We start from the raw sequence: 12,546 nt of genomic DNA on the forward strand, positions 1-12,546 counted from the left end.
GCTCACGCCGACCCAGCTCGAAGACCTGGAAGACACCGGCGAGCTGAACGTGGGCATCGGGCTGTCGGGCGTCGGCAGCTTCCGGCTCAGCGCGTTCCGCCAGCGCGGCTCGATCGCCGCGGTGTTCCGCTGCATCCCGCACGACATCCCGGCACTCGGCACCCTGAACCTGCCGCAGGTGCTGAACACGCTGGTGCTCGAGAAGCGCGGCCTGATCCTGATGGTGGGCGCCACCGGCACCGGCAAGAGCACCACGCTCGCGTCGATGCTGGAACAGCGCAACCAGCAGATGGCCGGCCACATCCTGACCATCGAGGACCCGATCGAGTTCATGTTCAGCAACAAGCGCTCGGTCGTGAACCAGCGCGAGGTCGGCCGCGACACGCAATCGCTGCAGGTCGCGCTGAAGAACGCGCTGCGCCAGGCCCCCGACTGCATCTACATCGGCGAGATCCGCGACCGCGAGACGATGACGATGGCGATCTCGTACGCGCTGTCGGGCCACCTGGTGGTGTCGACGCTGCACGCGAACAACAGCTACCACGCGCTCGGCCGGATCCTGTCGTTCTACTCGCCCGAATCGCGCCCCGCGCTGCTGGCCGACCTGGCCGCCGGCCTGCGCGCGGTCGTCTCGCAGCGGCTGGTGCGCGCGACCGCCGGCGGGCGCCGCCCGGCCGTCGAGGTGCTGCTGAACACCAAGCTCGTGTCCGAGCTGATCGAGCAGGGCGACTTCAACGGCGTCAAGGAAGCGATGGAGAAATCGATGGCCGAAGGCTCGCAGAGCTTCGAGTCCGACCTCGCCCGCCTGATCACCGAAGGCGTGATCACGCGCGACGAGGGCCTCGCGTTCTCCGACTCGCCGACCAACCTGATGTGGCGCCTGGCGAACGACACCGAACCGGTGTCGCGCCAGGTCCCGAAGAAGGAAGAGACCGACGACCAGCCGACCTTCACCGAGATCACGCTGGACGTGCACGACGACCGCAACACCGGGTTTTCGACTCGCTTCTGATCTCCGTTCCTGATTCCCGATGTTCGCGACCCTGCAGCTCACCGAGGCCCTGATCAGCCGCCGCTCCGTCACCCCCGACGACGGCGGCTGCCAGGCGCTGCTCATCGAACGGCTCGCGCCGCTCGGCTTCGAGTGCGAGACGATCGAGAGCGGCCCGGCCGATTTCCGCGTCACCAACCTGTGGGCGGTGCGCCGTGGCCAGGGATCCGGCAAAAGCGGCGGCAAGCTGCTGATGTTCGCCGGCCACACCGACGTGGTGCCCACCGGCCCGCTCGCGCAGTGGCAGAGCGACCCGTTCGTGCCGACGCACCGCGACGGCAAGCTCTACGGGCGCGGCGCGGCCGACATGAAGACCTCGATCGCCGCGATGGTGGTCGCGATCGAGGAGTTCGTCGCGGCGCACGGCGAGCGCTGCGGCAGCATCGCGCTGCTGATCACCAGCGACGAGGAAGGCCCGTCGGTCGACGGCACGGTCAAGGTCTGCGAGCTGCTGAAGCAACGCGGCGAGCGCATCGACTACTGCATCGTCGGCGAGCCGACCTCGGTCGACACGCTCGGCGACATGATCAAGAACGGCCGGCGCGGCACGCTGTCGGGCAAGCTGACGGTGCACGGCGTGCAGGGCCACATCGCCTACCCGCAGCTGGCCGACAACCCGATCCACCGCGTCGCCCCGGCGCTGGCGGCGCTGACCACGGTCGAATGGGACCGCGGCAACCGCTACTTCCCGGCCACCAGCTGGCAGGTGTCGAACATCCACGGCGGCACCGGCGCGACCAACGTGATTCCCGGCCAGGTGGTGATCGACTTCAACTTCCGCTTCTCGACCGAATCGACGCCCGATGCGCTGAAGTCGCGCCTGCACGCCGTGCTCGATGCGCACGGCCTGCGCTACGACCTGGCATGGACGCTCGGCGGCGAGCCGTTCCTGACGCCGATCGGCGCGCTGAGCGAGGCGATGGGTGCCGCCATCCTCGCCGAGACCGGCGTGCGCACCGAGCTGTCGACCACCGGCGGCACCTCCGACGGCCGCTTCATCTCGAAGATCTGCCCGCAGGTCGTCGAGTTCGGGCCGCTGAACGCCAGCATCCACAAGATCGACGAGAACGTCGAGGTCGCGAGCCTCGACCCGCTGAAGAACATCTACCGCAGGACGCTTGAAGGCTTGTTGCTATGAAGTTGATCGATCTCATCACCGCGCAGAGCGCCCGCCTCAAGACGGCGGGCGTTTCGTTTGGGCACGGCACCACCAACGCGTTCGACGAATCGGCCTGGCTGGTGCTGTGGGCGCTCGGCATGCCGCTCGACGCGCTGGAAGAACAGGCGCAGCGCGAGCTGTCGGCCGAGGAAGAAGCCACCGCGCTCGCGCTGGTCGACGAGCGCATCCGCTCGCGCCGCCCGGCCGCCTACCTGACCCGCGAAGCGTGGCTGCAGAACGTGCCGTTCTACATCGACGAGCGCAGCATCGTGCCGCGCTCGTTCATCGCCGAACTGCTGGTCGACGGCGAGGGCGAAGGCACGCTCGACGCCTGGCTGTCCGACCAGACGCACACGGTGCTCGACCTGTGCACCGGCAACGGCAGCCTGGCGGTGATCGCCGCGCTGGCCTACCCCGACGTGGTGGTCGATGCGGCCGACCTCTCCGACGACGCGCTGGCGGTGGCCCGCATCAACGTCGACAAGCACAAGCTCGGCAAGCGCATCACGCTGCTGCAGTCGGACCTGCTCGCAAGCGTCGGCGGGCCGTACGACCTGATCCTGTGCAACCCGCCCTACGTCAACAGCACCAGCATGGCGGCACTGCCCGAGGAGTACCGCCACGAGCCTGCCCTCGCGCTGGCCGGCGGCGACGACGGCATGGACCTGGTGCGCCGCATCCTGCGCGACGCGCCGGCGAAGATGACGCCCGAGGCGGTGCTGCTGCTGGAGATCGGCAACGAGCGCCCGCACTTCGAGCATGCGTTCCGCAAGCTCGAAGTGGCGTGGCTCGACACCAGCGCCGGCGACGACCAGGTCTTGCTCGTCACCCGCGAGGCACTGGCCCGCTGGAACCGCTAACCGGCCGCGAGCGCCCGTTCGAAGTCGGCGCGCAGGTCTTCATGATCCTCAATCCCCACCGAGACGCGGATCAGCGAATCCGCGATGCCCATCGCTTGCCGCCGCTGYGCGCCCATCTCCCAGAAGATGGTGTGCGCGACGGGGATCGCGAGCGTGCGGTTGTCGCCCAGGTGGCTCGACTTGATCACCACCTGCAGCGCATCGAGGAAGGCCAGGCAGTCGCGCGCATCGTCGAGCTCGAAGCTCATCAGCGTGCCGCCGGCCTTGAACCAGCGCTTTGCGTTGGCGTGCTGCGGGTGGGTCTCGAGCCCGGGGTGGTTGACGCGCTTGACGCCCGGCTGCACCGCGAGCCAGGTGGCCAGGCGCAGCGCGTTGTCGCAGGCGCGGTCCATGCGCAGCGCGAGCGTCTCGGCACCGGTGGCGATGCGGTGCGCCGCATCGGCCGCGAGCGTCGCGCCGATGTCGCGCAGCCCGCGCTTGCGGACCTGCAGCAGTCCCCAGCCGCGCGGGTCGCCCTTCTTGTACGGCTCGGCGATGTTGGCGAAGCGGGACCAGTCGAACACGCCGGTGTCGGTGACCGCGCCGCCCAGCGCGTTGCCGTGGCCGCCGATCGACTTGGTCAGCGAGTTGACGACCAGCCCGGCGCCCACGGCCTTCGGGCGGAACAGGTAGGGCGTCGTCATCGTGTTGTCGACCACGTACAGCAGGCCGCGCTCGCCGCACAGCCGGCCGATCGCCTCCAGGTCGGCGACCTGCGTGCCGGGGTTCGCGATCGTCTCGACGAACACCATGCGCGTGCGCGGCGTGATCGCCCGTTCGACGTCTGCCACGTCGGTCGCATCGACCAGCGTCAGCCCGCAGCCCAGGCCCTCCAGCGTGTTCAGCAGGCTGGCGGTGTTGCCGAACAGGAAGCGGCTCGCGACGATGTGGTCGTCGCGCTTCAGCAGCGCGAGCATCAGCGACGCGATCGCCGCCATGCCGGACGCGAAGCTGACGCTGCCGACGCCGTCTTCCAGCATCGTCAGCTTGGTTTCCAGCGCCACGTTGGTCGGATTGCCCTGGCGCGCGTAGACGTGCCCGCTGCGTTCGCCCTGGAATACCGACACCAGTTCACGCGCCGTCTCGTAACCGAAGGCCGACGAGGGGTGCAGCGGCTTGTGCGTGGCACCATGCTCGACGCCGCCGCGGCGATCCGCGTGCAGCAGCCGGGTGGTCAGGCCCTCGTTTCCGCTCTTTTCCATGCTTTTTTCCCGTTGGTGAGTTACCCATGATTGTCATCAAGAACGTCACGCTGCGGCGCGGCACCAAGGTCGTGCTGCAGGACGCGAGCGTCACGCTGCAGCCCGGCGAGAAGGTCGGCCTGGTCGGGCGCAACGGTGCCGGCAAGTCCTCGCTGTTCTCGCTGCTGACGCACCGGCTGCAGTCCGACGCCGGCGACGTGGCCATCCCGCCGCGCTGGCTGGTCGGCGAGGTCGCGCAGTCGATGCCGGAGACCGACGATCCGGCCACCGACTTCGTGCTGGAGGGCGACACCCGGCTGAACGCCGCGAACGCCGCGCTGGCCGCGGCCGAGGCGGCCGACGACGGCCATGCGATGGCCGAGGCGCACCAGCTGATCGCCGAGGCCGGCGGCTTCGAAGCCCGCCCGCGCGCGCAGGCGCTGCTGATGGGCCTGGGCTTCCGCGTCGACCAGCTCGACGAGCCGGTCAACAGCTTCTCGGGCGGCTGGCGCATGCGGCTGCAGCTGGCGCGCGCGCTGATGTGCCCGGCCGACCTGATGCTGCTCGACGAGCCGACCAACCACCTGGACCTGGACGCGCTGGTGTGGCTGGAAGCCTGGCTGCAGCGCTACGAGGGCACGATGATCGTGATCAGCCACGACCGCGAATTCCTCGACGCGATCACCCGGGTGACGCTGCACCTCGACGAGACGCGCCTCACGCGCTACACCGGCAACTACACCGCGTTCGAGGAGATGCGCGCCGAGCGGATGATGCAGGCGCAGGCCAACTTCGCGAAGCAGCAGGAGCGCATGGCCCACCTGCAGAAGTTCATCGACCGCTTCAAGGCCAAGGCCAGCAAGGCCAAGCAGGCGCAGAGCCGCGTGAAGGCACTGGCGCGCATGGAGAAGCTCGGGCCGGTGCTGACCAGCAGCGACTTCCAGTTCGAGTTCCGCGAGCCGGTCTCGCTGCCCAACCCGATGCTCGCGTTCTCGGTGATGTCGTGCGGCTACGCCGGCGTGCCGATCGTCAGCAACGTGAACCGCTCGGTGCTGGCGGGCCAGCGCATCGGCATCCTGGGCGCCAACGGCCAGGGCAAGTCGACGCTGGTGAAGACCATCGCGAAGGAGATCCCGCTGGTGGCCGGCGAGGTCACCGAGGGCAAGGGCTTGTCGATCGGCTACTTCGCGCAGCAGGAGCTCGACGTGCTGTCGCTCGACGACGGCCCGCTGATGCACATGGTGCGGCTCGCGCGCGACGTGGGCCCGCAGGCGCGCGAGCAGGAGCTGCGCGACTTCCTCGGCTCGTTCCGCTTCGTCGGCGACATGGTCACGCAGGCCGTCGGCTCGCTGAGCGGCGGCGAAAAGGCGCGGCTGGTGCTCGCGATGCTGGTGTGGCAGCGCCCCAACCTGCTGCTGCTGGACGAACCGACCAACCACCTCGACCTGACGACGCGCGAGGCGCTGTCGATGGCGCTCAACGAGTTCGAGGGCACGGTGATGCTGGTGAGCCACGATCGCGCGCTGCTGCGCGAGGTGTGCGACGAGTTCTGGCTGGTCAGCGACGGCGCAGTGAAACCGTTCGACGGCGACCTGGACGACTACCAGAAGTGGCTGCTCGAGACCTCGCGCGAGATGGCGAAGGGCGCGCGCGAGGCGGGCTCGGCGAAGGTCAAGGCCAAGAAGGCGGAGGCCGCCGCCGCCGCGGCCCCGAAGGCAGCCAAGGACGACCGCAAGGCCGGCGCCCAGCAACGCCAGAAGGCCGCCGAGCAGACCAGGCCGCTGCGCACCGAACTGGCGACGCTCGAGAAGCGCATCGCGACGCTGACGCAGGAGAAGGCCAACATCGAGGAAGCCTCGGCGCGGCCCGGCCTGAGCCCGGCACAGCGCGTCGAGCAGGGCAAGCGGCTCAAGCAGCTCGGGGACGAGCTCGAGGGCGCCGAGGGCCGCTGGCTCGAGGTCACCGGCGAGCTCGACGCGCTGGGCTGACACGGCTTCGCACCACCGCACGCGGCTTCCGTTCGGTGGCCGGGGACGAACGGCGCACGGCCTATCGTTCGTCCCCATGATGGCCCTTCAAAAAGCGCAAACGGGTGACCTGTCGGGCGGTGCCGGACAGCGCCAGGGCGCCGCCCGCGCGGCCGAGCCGGCCGCGGCGCCGACGGTGAACCCGGCACTGCTCGGGCGCTTTCGCGCACTGATCGACGAAGTGACCGACGAGCTGATGCAGGGCCGCAGCGGCGACCGCAACAGCTTCCGGGCCGACGCGATCACGCTGCTGATGGCGACGACGCAGGAGATCGACGGGCCCGCCGACGGCGTCGAGAGCCCGTTGAGCTACCTGCTGCGCGAGGAGCAGCAGAAGGCGGCCGCCGTGCTCGGCAGCAGCGAGCCCGACCACTTCCTCACGTTCATGAAGGTCTGAGGCATCGCGATGGCACTCCAAGGAATCAACGGGCCCGCCGAACGTGCACCGCGGCCCACCGTCACCCGGCAGGACAGCGGCAGCACGAGCGCACCGAGCCGGGCGCGCGACCGCGGCACCAACGCGCTCGGCAACGCCGTGCCCGGCAGGGGCGCGCGCACGCCGCGGCCCGATGCAGCGCAGGGCGTGGCCGCGAAGGTGCTCGACCAGGTCTACGGCGCCGCGCTGAAGCTGCGCGAGAACCCGACCCCGTCGGGCCTCACCGCCGGCACGCTCGCGGCCGCGAAAGGCGTGCTGTCGCTCTACCGCGCCTTCCCGCAATTGACGCGATAGCGCCAATCCGACCCGGTGCGCCGGCACGGCGATGCCCCTGCCGCCGGCCGGGGATTTATATTGCACACAATTCAATTGCCAGATTGAGAATACAGTCTCGTCCATGGCAAGCACCCACCGCCCCCGTCGACAGGACCGCAGCAGCGCCGGCGCCCCCGCGCTGCCGGCCGGCGTCGACTGGCTGCAGCTCGACAACCAGGTCTGCTTCGCGCTGTATTCCACCTCGCTCGCAATGACCAAGCTGTACAAGCCGCTGCTGGCGCCGCTCGGCCTCACCTACCCGCAGTACCTGGCGTTCCTGGTGCTGTGGGAGCGTGACGGGGTGACGGTCGGCGAGCTCGGCGAGCGGCTGTTCCTCGATTCCGGCACGCTGACGCCGCTGCTCAAGCGCATGGAAGCGGCCGGCTGGCTGCAGCGCCGGCGCGCGGCCGACGACGAGCGCCGCGTGATCGTCAGCCTGACGGCCGAGGGCCGCGCGCTGCGCCAGCAGGCGCGCGGCGTGCCGGCCCAACTGGCCCAGGCCAGCGGCTGCAGCATCGGCGAGCTGACCGACCTGACCCAACGCCTGCAGCAGTTGCGCCAGCAACTGCTCGATGACGCGCCCGATGCGGCGCATGCGTGAACGTTGTTGTTACCCCTGACCCACCCCACCACCTGAAGGAAGACACCATGGCCCTCGAAAAAGTCCTGTACACCGCCCACGCCACCTCCACCGGCGGCCGCGAAGGCACCTCCAAGTCGTCGGACGGCGTGCTCGACCTGCGCCTGACCACGCCGAAGGAACTGGGCGGCAACGGCGCCGTCGGCACCAACCCCGAACAGCTGTTCGCCGCCGGCTACTCGGCCTGCTTCATCGGCGCGATGAAGGTGGCTGCCGGCAAGCACAAGGTCACGCTGCCGGCCGACACCTCGATCGCCGCCAGCGTCGGCATCGGCCCGATCCCGCAAGGCTTCGGCATCCAGGTCGCGATGACCATCACCGTGCCGGGCGTCGAGCGCTCGGTGGYGCAGCAGATCGTCGAGACGGCGCACCAGATCTGCCCGTACTCGAACGCGACGCGCGGCAACGTCGACGTGACGCTGACCGTCGCTTGAGCCCCGCCTGCGCCTGATGAAGAACGGCCCTTCGCGGGCCGTTTGTCATTCCGCGAGCAGTTGCAGCAGCAGCTCGATGCGGGCCTGGTACGGCGACAGCTCGCCGCCGGCGGGCAACACATCGCCGGGCTGAGCGAACACCGGGCCGCCCGCCACGCGGCTGCAGCGCAGCACGCGCACGCCGGTCGACTGCGCGCGCAGCAGCGCGGCTTCGAGCGCGTGGTGCACCGTGCCGTGGCCGGTGCCCGCGGCCACGATGCCGCGTGCGCCTCGCTCGATCAATGCATCGACCAGCACGCCATCGGCACCCGCATGGCTGAGCAGGATGTCGACGCGCGGCCACGCGGGGCCGTCGACCAGCCTGGCCAGCCGCGCCGCAGGCAACGCCTCACCCGCCGGCCACGGACGGAACAGCCGCAGCCGCCCTTCCTCGATGCGGCCGACCGGGCCGGCGTCGCCCGAATCGAAGGCCTCGATGCGGTAGGTGTGCACCTTGCGCACGTCGGCCGCGCCATGCACCACGCCGCCGAGCACCGCGACCACGCCGCGCGCGCCGGGGTGCTGCGCAACGGCGACCGCATCGAGCAGGTTCTGCGGCCCGTCGGGCTGCAGCGAGGTGGCGGGCCGCATCGCCGCCGTCAGCACCACCGGCTTGGCCGGCGCGAGCACGCGCTGCAGCAGCCACGCGGTCTCCTCCAGCGTGTCGGTGCCATGCGTGACGACCACGCCCGCCACCTCGGGCCGCGCCAGGTGGTGCGCCAGCCGCCTGACCAGCGCGCGCCACACGTCGGCGCTCATGTCCTTGCTGTCGACCTGCGCGACCTGCTCGGGCTCGAGCGGCACCGCGGCCAGCGCCGGTACCGCCTTCACGAGCTGCGCGACGCCGAGCTGCGCCGCGGTGTAGCCGATGTTGTCGCCGGCGGCCGCCGAGGTGCCGGCGATGGTGCCGCCGGTGCCGAGCACGACGACGATCTGATCAGTTCTTTGCATTTTTCACGAAGCTGGATAAAAATACAGTCACTGGATGGATGTTCAGTCCACGCCATTTCACCAAGCCGAGGCCCACCGCGATGAACGAAATCCCGAAGCTCACCGACCGCCAGCAGCAGATCCTCGACCTGGTGCAGAGCGCGATCGAGCGCACCGGTGCGCCGCCCACCCGGGCCGAGATCGCGAACGAGCTGGGCTTCAAGTCGGCCAACGCCGCCGAAGAACACCTGCAGGCGCTGGCCCGCAAGGGCGTCATCGAGCTGGTGGGCGGCACCTCGCGCGGCATCCGTCTGCAGTCTGACACATTGCGCGCGCTGAACCAGAGCCGCGGCAAGCAGTTCAGCCTGCCGCTGCCCAGCCTCTCGCAGCTCACACTGCCGCTGGTCGGGCGCGTCGCGGCCGGCAGCCCGATCCTCGCGCAGGAGCACATCGACCAGACCTACCTGATGGAAGCCAGCCTGTTCGCACGCCGGCCCGATTTCCTGCTGAAGGTGCGCGGCATGAGCATGCGCGACGCCGGCATCATGGATGGCGACCTGCTCGCGGTGCAGAAGGCCAAGGACGCGAAGAACGGCCAGATCGTCGTCGCGCGGCTCGGCGACGAGGTCACCGTGAAGCGCTTCAAGCGCACCCGCACCAGCATCGAGCTGCTGCCGGAGAACCCCGATTTCGAACCCATCGTCGTGCCGTTCGGCGATGTCGACTTCGAACTCGAGGGGTTGGCGGTCGGCCTGATCCGCAACAGCATGCTGTGATGGAGGCCGCCGTGGTGATCAAGGCCCCCAAGGCGGCGAGTGCCGCGGAGTGCAAGGCGCTCGAGCAACTGCCCAACATCGGCCCCGCGCTGGCCGCCGACCTGCGGCTGATCGGCATCCAGGAGCCGAAGGACCTGCGCGGCAAGGATGCCTTCGTGCTGTACCAGCGCCTGTGCGCGATCACCGGGCAGCGCCACGACCCGTGCGTGCTCGACACCTTCATGGCCGCCACCGATTTCATGGGCGGCGCGCCCGCCGCGCCGTGGTGGGCCTACACCGCGCAGCGCAAGGCCCTGTTTGGGCAGGTGTGACGGCGATGCATCGACCAGCTGCTGGTGTGCGGCCTGCAGAGCGAGGTCTGCGTCACCCACACCTCGCAATCGGCGCTGGCGCTCGGCTACGACGTGATCCTCGCGAGCGACTCGCACGGCACCTGGCCCGACGCCACCTCGGGCGCCGACGAGATCATCGCCCGCCAGAACGAGGCGCTGGCCGCCCAGGGCGTGCGGCTGATGAGCACGCGGGAGATCGTCGGCCAGCTCGCACAGTTGGAGCGCTGATCAGCGCGGCGACAACACCAGCGTGTGCTCCGCCGGCGTGCCCCACACCGGCACGTCATCCACCTTCGCCCAGCGCTCGACGAAGCTGCGGTACAGCGGCGAAAACACGATGCCCGATTGCCCGCTCGACTGCACGAAGCGTGAGCGAGCCGGGTCGCCCAGGTCGTACAGCGCCCGCAGCGACGGCCCGTGCTCGGCCAGGTACAGCTCGCCGGTCGTCGCGTCCGGCCGCAGGCCGACACGCGACACATTGACGGTGTAGGTGTCGCCGCCCACCGGCGCCCGCAGCTCGAACCAGCGTGCCAGCGCCTTCACCTTGCTGAACGGCCGGTGCTCGGCCCGGGCCTGGTGCGCCCGGCCCCATTGCCAGCTCGCCACGTCGCTGCCCTGCGACTGCTGCAGCTCGTCGAGCGCCCGCGTGAACGCCGCGTCCACCTGCTGCGCGCAGGTCTCGACCACCGGCGTCGCCTTGTCATCGCACCACCAGCCGTCCTGGCGCGCCAGCACACCTTCCAGCGCCTCGCGGAAGCTGCGGCTGCCGAGCTGCCGCTCGTACAGCGCGGCGCCGAGCTCGTCGCTGAACACCGCCTGCGTCAGCTGCCGCACCCAGGCCGACAGGATCAGCGGCGCCGCGCGGTCGGCCGCCATCGTGCCGTCGAACGAGGCCAACTCACGCTGCGCCGCCGCGGCCAGCGGGTGGGGCGACACCGCGCGCTTCAGCACCGGCAGCAGCTTCAGCGCCGCCAGCGACAGCTGGTCGCGCTGGATGGCCCGCAGGCTGGCGATCGAATGCTTGGTCGTCGCGGCCAACAGCTGCTCGATGCGCTGCTGGCGGTACGGCACCGCCCACTCGCTGGTCAGGAAATGCGGGTAGTCCGGGCCGACGATGCGCTGGTTCGCGGTCGCGATCCAGYCGCGGGCCGGATCGATCTCGCGCGGCGTCTCGCCGGCCGGCACGCTGCCGACCCAGTCGTAGCGCACCTCCCAGCCCGGTGCCGGCACCAGCCCCTTCAGGTCGTGGCCGGGCCCGCGCACCGGCACGCGGCCGGGCGCCACCATCGCGATGCGGCCCTGCGTGTCGGCCACCACCATGCTCTGCATCGGCGCGATGTAGCCCGCCGACGCCGCGATGAACTCGTCGACCGAGCGCGCCGAGTTGAAACCGATGCCGGCATCGACCGCCGTCCCGGCGTCGGCGTCGAGGGCCGTCCAGCGCATCGCCAGCGCATAGGCCGGCGCGTTCGGCGCACCGGTCAGCCCCTCGGTCGGGCCGCCCGCGTCGGAGATCACCGGCCCGTGGCGGCTGCTGCGCACGGTCACCGTCACGTCGGGATGCCCCTTGACCTGGATGACCTCGGTCGTGCGCTCGAACGCCGCCCAGCCATCGGGCGTCTGGTACTGCGTCGGGTCGCCGGGGCGCAGGCGTTCGAGGTAGAGGTCCTGCACGTCCGGCGCGGTGTTGGTGAAGCCCCAGGCGATGTGGTCGTTCTGGCCGAGCACGACGATCGGCAGGCCGGGCATCGTCGCGCCGGCCACGTGGAAGCCGGGCGCATCGAGCCGCGCCAGGTACCACAGCGACGGCGCGCTGAGCTTCAGGTGCGGGTCGTTGGCCAGCAGCGGCTTGCCGCTCTCGGTGTGCGAGCCGGCGAGCACCCAGTTGTTGGAGCCGACGCCCTCGACGCCCGATTCAGGCGCCGTCAGCAGCGCCTGGCGGCCGAGCGTGCCGTCCACCTTCAGCCCGCGGAACAGCGCCGCATAGTCGGCCGTCGCCAGCGGCGGCTCGCCGGGGTACGGCGGCAGCAGCTCGTTGATGCGCTCGACCGGCATCTTCAGCGCGAGCCGCATCCGCAGCAGCTCGGTCGACCAGTTGCCGCCCAGGTCCCAGGCCATCATCGTCGCCCAGGCCAGGCTGTCGACCGGCGTCCAGCGCTGCGGCTGCAGCCCGAGCAGCACGAACTCCGGCGGCCGCGCCTTCAGCGAACCGGCCAGCCAGGCGTTGATGCCGGCGCTGTAGGCCTCGAGCGCGGCTCGCGCCGCCGGGCTGGCCCGCTCCCACTGCGCCTGCGCGGCGCGGCGCACGCCGAGGGCGCGCAGGAAGC

The 12,546-nt window shown here is 70.5% G+C and carries 14 protein-coding genes; 11 read left to right on the top strand and 3 right to left on the bottom strand.

What is annotated here, in order from left to right; all coding sequences use genetic code 11:
* The 3 genes from AC1D1T_RS23790 to prmB all read left to right on the top strand — a co-directional run.
* Nucleotides 1-1,012, top strand: a 1,012-nt coding sequence (locus tag AC1D1T_RS23790; RefSeq protein ID WP_477992590.1) for a PilT/PilU family type 4a pilus ATPase, incomplete at its 5' end; no start/stop codon positions are given.
* Nucleotides 1,013-1,031: 19 nt separating this feature from the next.
* A complete protein-coding gene (dapE, locus tag AC1D1T_RS23795; protein WP_477992591.1) occupies nucleotides 1,032-2,189 on the top strand; it encodes a succinyl-diaminopimelate desuccinylase in 1,158 nt (385 codons plus the stop codon).
* The gene (gene prmB, locus AC1D1T_RS23800; RefSeq protein WP_047513289.1) at nucleotides 2,186-3,070 is read left to right on the top strand and encodes a 50S ribosomal protein L3 N(5)-glutamine methyltransferase; all 885 of its coding nucleotides are present in this window, start codon (nucleotides 2,186-2,188) and stop codon (nucleotides 3,068-3,070) included. The genes dapE and prmB overlap by 4 nt, the downstream gene beginning before the upstream one ends.
* On the opposite strand, the gene AC1D1T_RS23805 is transcribed toward prmB, so the two are convergent.
* Nucleotides 3,067-4,311: a cystathionine gamma-synthase family protein gene (locus AC1D1T_RS23805; RefSeq protein WP_477992592.1), complete on the bottom strand. Its 1,245-nt coding sequence runs from the start codon at nucleotides 4,309-4,311 to the stop codon at nucleotides 3,067-3,069. The two genes, prmB and AC1D1T_RS23805, sit on opposite strands and share 4 nt — an antisense overlap.
* Nucleotides 4,312-4,337: 26 nt before the next feature.
* Here AC1D1T_RS23805 and AC1D1T_RS23810 point away from each other — a divergent pair, with 26 nt between their 5' ends.
* From AC1D1T_RS23810 to AC1D1T_RS23830, 5 genes are all read left to right on the top strand, one after another.
* Nucleotides 4,338-6,278, top strand: a complete 1,941-nt coding sequence (locus tag AC1D1T_RS23810) for an ABC-F family ATP-binding cassette domain-containing protein (RefSeq protein ID WP_477992593.1) — start codon at nucleotides 4,338-4,340, stop codon at nucleotides 6,276-6,278.
* Between the two features lie 79 nt (nucleotides 6,279-6,357).
* On the top strand, nucleotides 6,358-6,714 hold the full coding sequence (locus AC1D1T_RS23815; RefSeq protein WP_465111677.1) for a hypothetical protein: 357 nt from the start codon (nucleotides 6,358-6,360) through the stop codon (nucleotides 6,712-6,714).
* 9 nt (nucleotides 6,715-6,723) lie between these two features.
* Nucleotides 6,724-7,047: a hypothetical protein gene (locus AC1D1T_RS23820; protein WP_465111676.1), complete on the top strand. Its 324-nt coding sequence runs from the start codon at nucleotides 6,724-6,726 to the stop codon at nucleotides 7,045-7,047.
* A 103-nt stretch (nucleotides 7,048-7,150) separates the two neighbouring features.
* Nucleotides 7,151-7,669, top strand: coding sequence for a MarR family winged helix-turn-helix transcriptional regulator (locus AC1D1T_RS23825; RefSeq protein ID WP_477992594.1), 519 nt, complete (start codon nucleotides 7,151-7,153; stop codon nucleotides 7,667-7,669).
* 47 nt (nucleotides 7,670-7,716) lie between these two features.
* Nucleotides 7,717-8,142 carry an organic hydroperoxide resistance protein gene (locus AC1D1T_RS23830; protein ID WP_477992595.1) on the top strand — a complete coding sequence of 142 codons (426 nt, stop codon included), beginning with the start codon at nucleotides 7,717-7,719 and terminating at the stop codon, nucleotides 8,140-8,142.
* A gap of 45 nt (nucleotides 8,143-8,187) precedes the next feature.
* Here AC1D1T_RS23830 and AC1D1T_RS23835 read toward each other — a convergent pair whose 3' ends face one another.
* Nucleotides 8,188-9,132 (bottom strand): asparaginase, encoded by a 945-nt coding sequence (locus AC1D1T_RS23835; protein WP_477828997.1) that lies wholly within the window; start codon nucleotides 9,130-9,132, stop codon nucleotides 8,188-8,190.
* 80 nt (nucleotides 9,133-9,212) lie between these two features.
* Between AC1D1T_RS23835 and lexA the strand changes: the two genes are divergently transcribed.
* Genes lexA through AC1D1T_RS23850 form a run of 3 tightly spaced genes read left to right on the top strand, consistent with a single transcriptional unit; the run spans nucleotide 9,213 to nucleotide 10,447 of the window.
* Nucleotides 9,213-9,887 (top strand): transcriptional repressor LexA, encoded by a 675-nt coding sequence (gene lexA / locus AC1D1T_RS23840; RefSeq protein ID WP_047513310.1) that lies wholly within the window; start codon nucleotides 9,213-9,215, stop codon nucleotides 9,885-9,887.
* Nucleotides 9,887-10,198, top strand: a complete 312-nt coding sequence (locus tag AC1D1T_RS23845; protein ID WP_477828163.1) for a helix-hairpin-helix domain-containing protein — start codon at nucleotides 9,887-9,889, stop codon at nucleotides 10,196-10,198. Before lexA ends, AC1D1T_RS23845 begins: the two co-directional genes overlap by 1 nt.
* 18 nt (nucleotides 10,199-10,216) lie before the next feature.
* Nucleotides 10,217-10,447 (top strand): isochorismatase family protein, encoded by a 231-nt coding sequence (locus AC1D1T_RS23850; protein WP_477992597.1) that lies wholly within the window; start codon nucleotides 10,217-10,219, stop codon nucleotides 10,445-10,447.
* Here AC1D1T_RS23850 and AC1D1T_RS23855 read toward each other — a convergent pair.
* Nucleotides 10,448-12,546: penicillin acylase family protein (locus tag AC1D1T_RS23855; RefSeq protein ID WP_477992596.1), on the bottom strand; the 2,099-nt coding region annotated here is incomplete at its 5' end.

It is taken from the genome of Rhizobacter sp. P2_H3 (assembly GCF_056403355.1).

Bases quoted from the DNA above. Each gene is read 5' to 3' on its own strand.
- dapE (WP_477992591.1), top strand. From the start codon at position 1,032: ATGTTCGCGACCCTGCAGCTCACCGAGGCCCTGATCAGCCGCCGCTCC.
- prmB (WP_047513289.1), top strand. From the start codon at position 2,186: ATGAAGTTGATCGATCTCATCACCGCGCAGAGCGCCCGCCTCAAGACG.
- AC1D1T_RS23810 (WP_477992593.1), top strand. From the start codon at position 4,338: ATGATTGTCATCAAGAACGTCACGCTGCGGCGCGGCACCAAGGTCGTG.
- AC1D1T_RS23815 (WP_465111677.1), top strand. From the start codon at position 6,358: ATGGCCCTTCAAAAAGCGCAAACGGGTGACCTGTCGGGCGGTGCCGGA.
- AC1D1T_RS23820 (WP_465111676.1), top strand. From the start codon at position 6,724: ATGGCACTCCAAGGAATCAACGGGCCCGCCGAACGTGCACCGCGGCCC.
- AC1D1T_RS23825 (WP_477992594.1), top strand. From the start codon at position 7,151: ATGGCAAGCACCCACCGCCCCCGTCGACAGGACCGCAGCAGCGCCGGC.
- AC1D1T_RS23835 (WP_477828997.1), bottom strand. From the start codon at position 9,132: ATGCAAAGAACTGATCAGATCGTCGTCGTGCTCGGCACCGGCGGCACC.
- lexA (WP_047513310.1), top strand. From the start codon at position 9,213: ATGAACGAAATCCCGAAGCTCACCGACCGCCAGCAGCAGATCCTCGAC.
- AC1D1T_RS23845 (WP_477828163.1), top strand. From the start codon at position 9,887: ATGGAGGCCGCCGTGGTGATCAAGGCCCCCAAGGCGGCGAGTGCCGCG.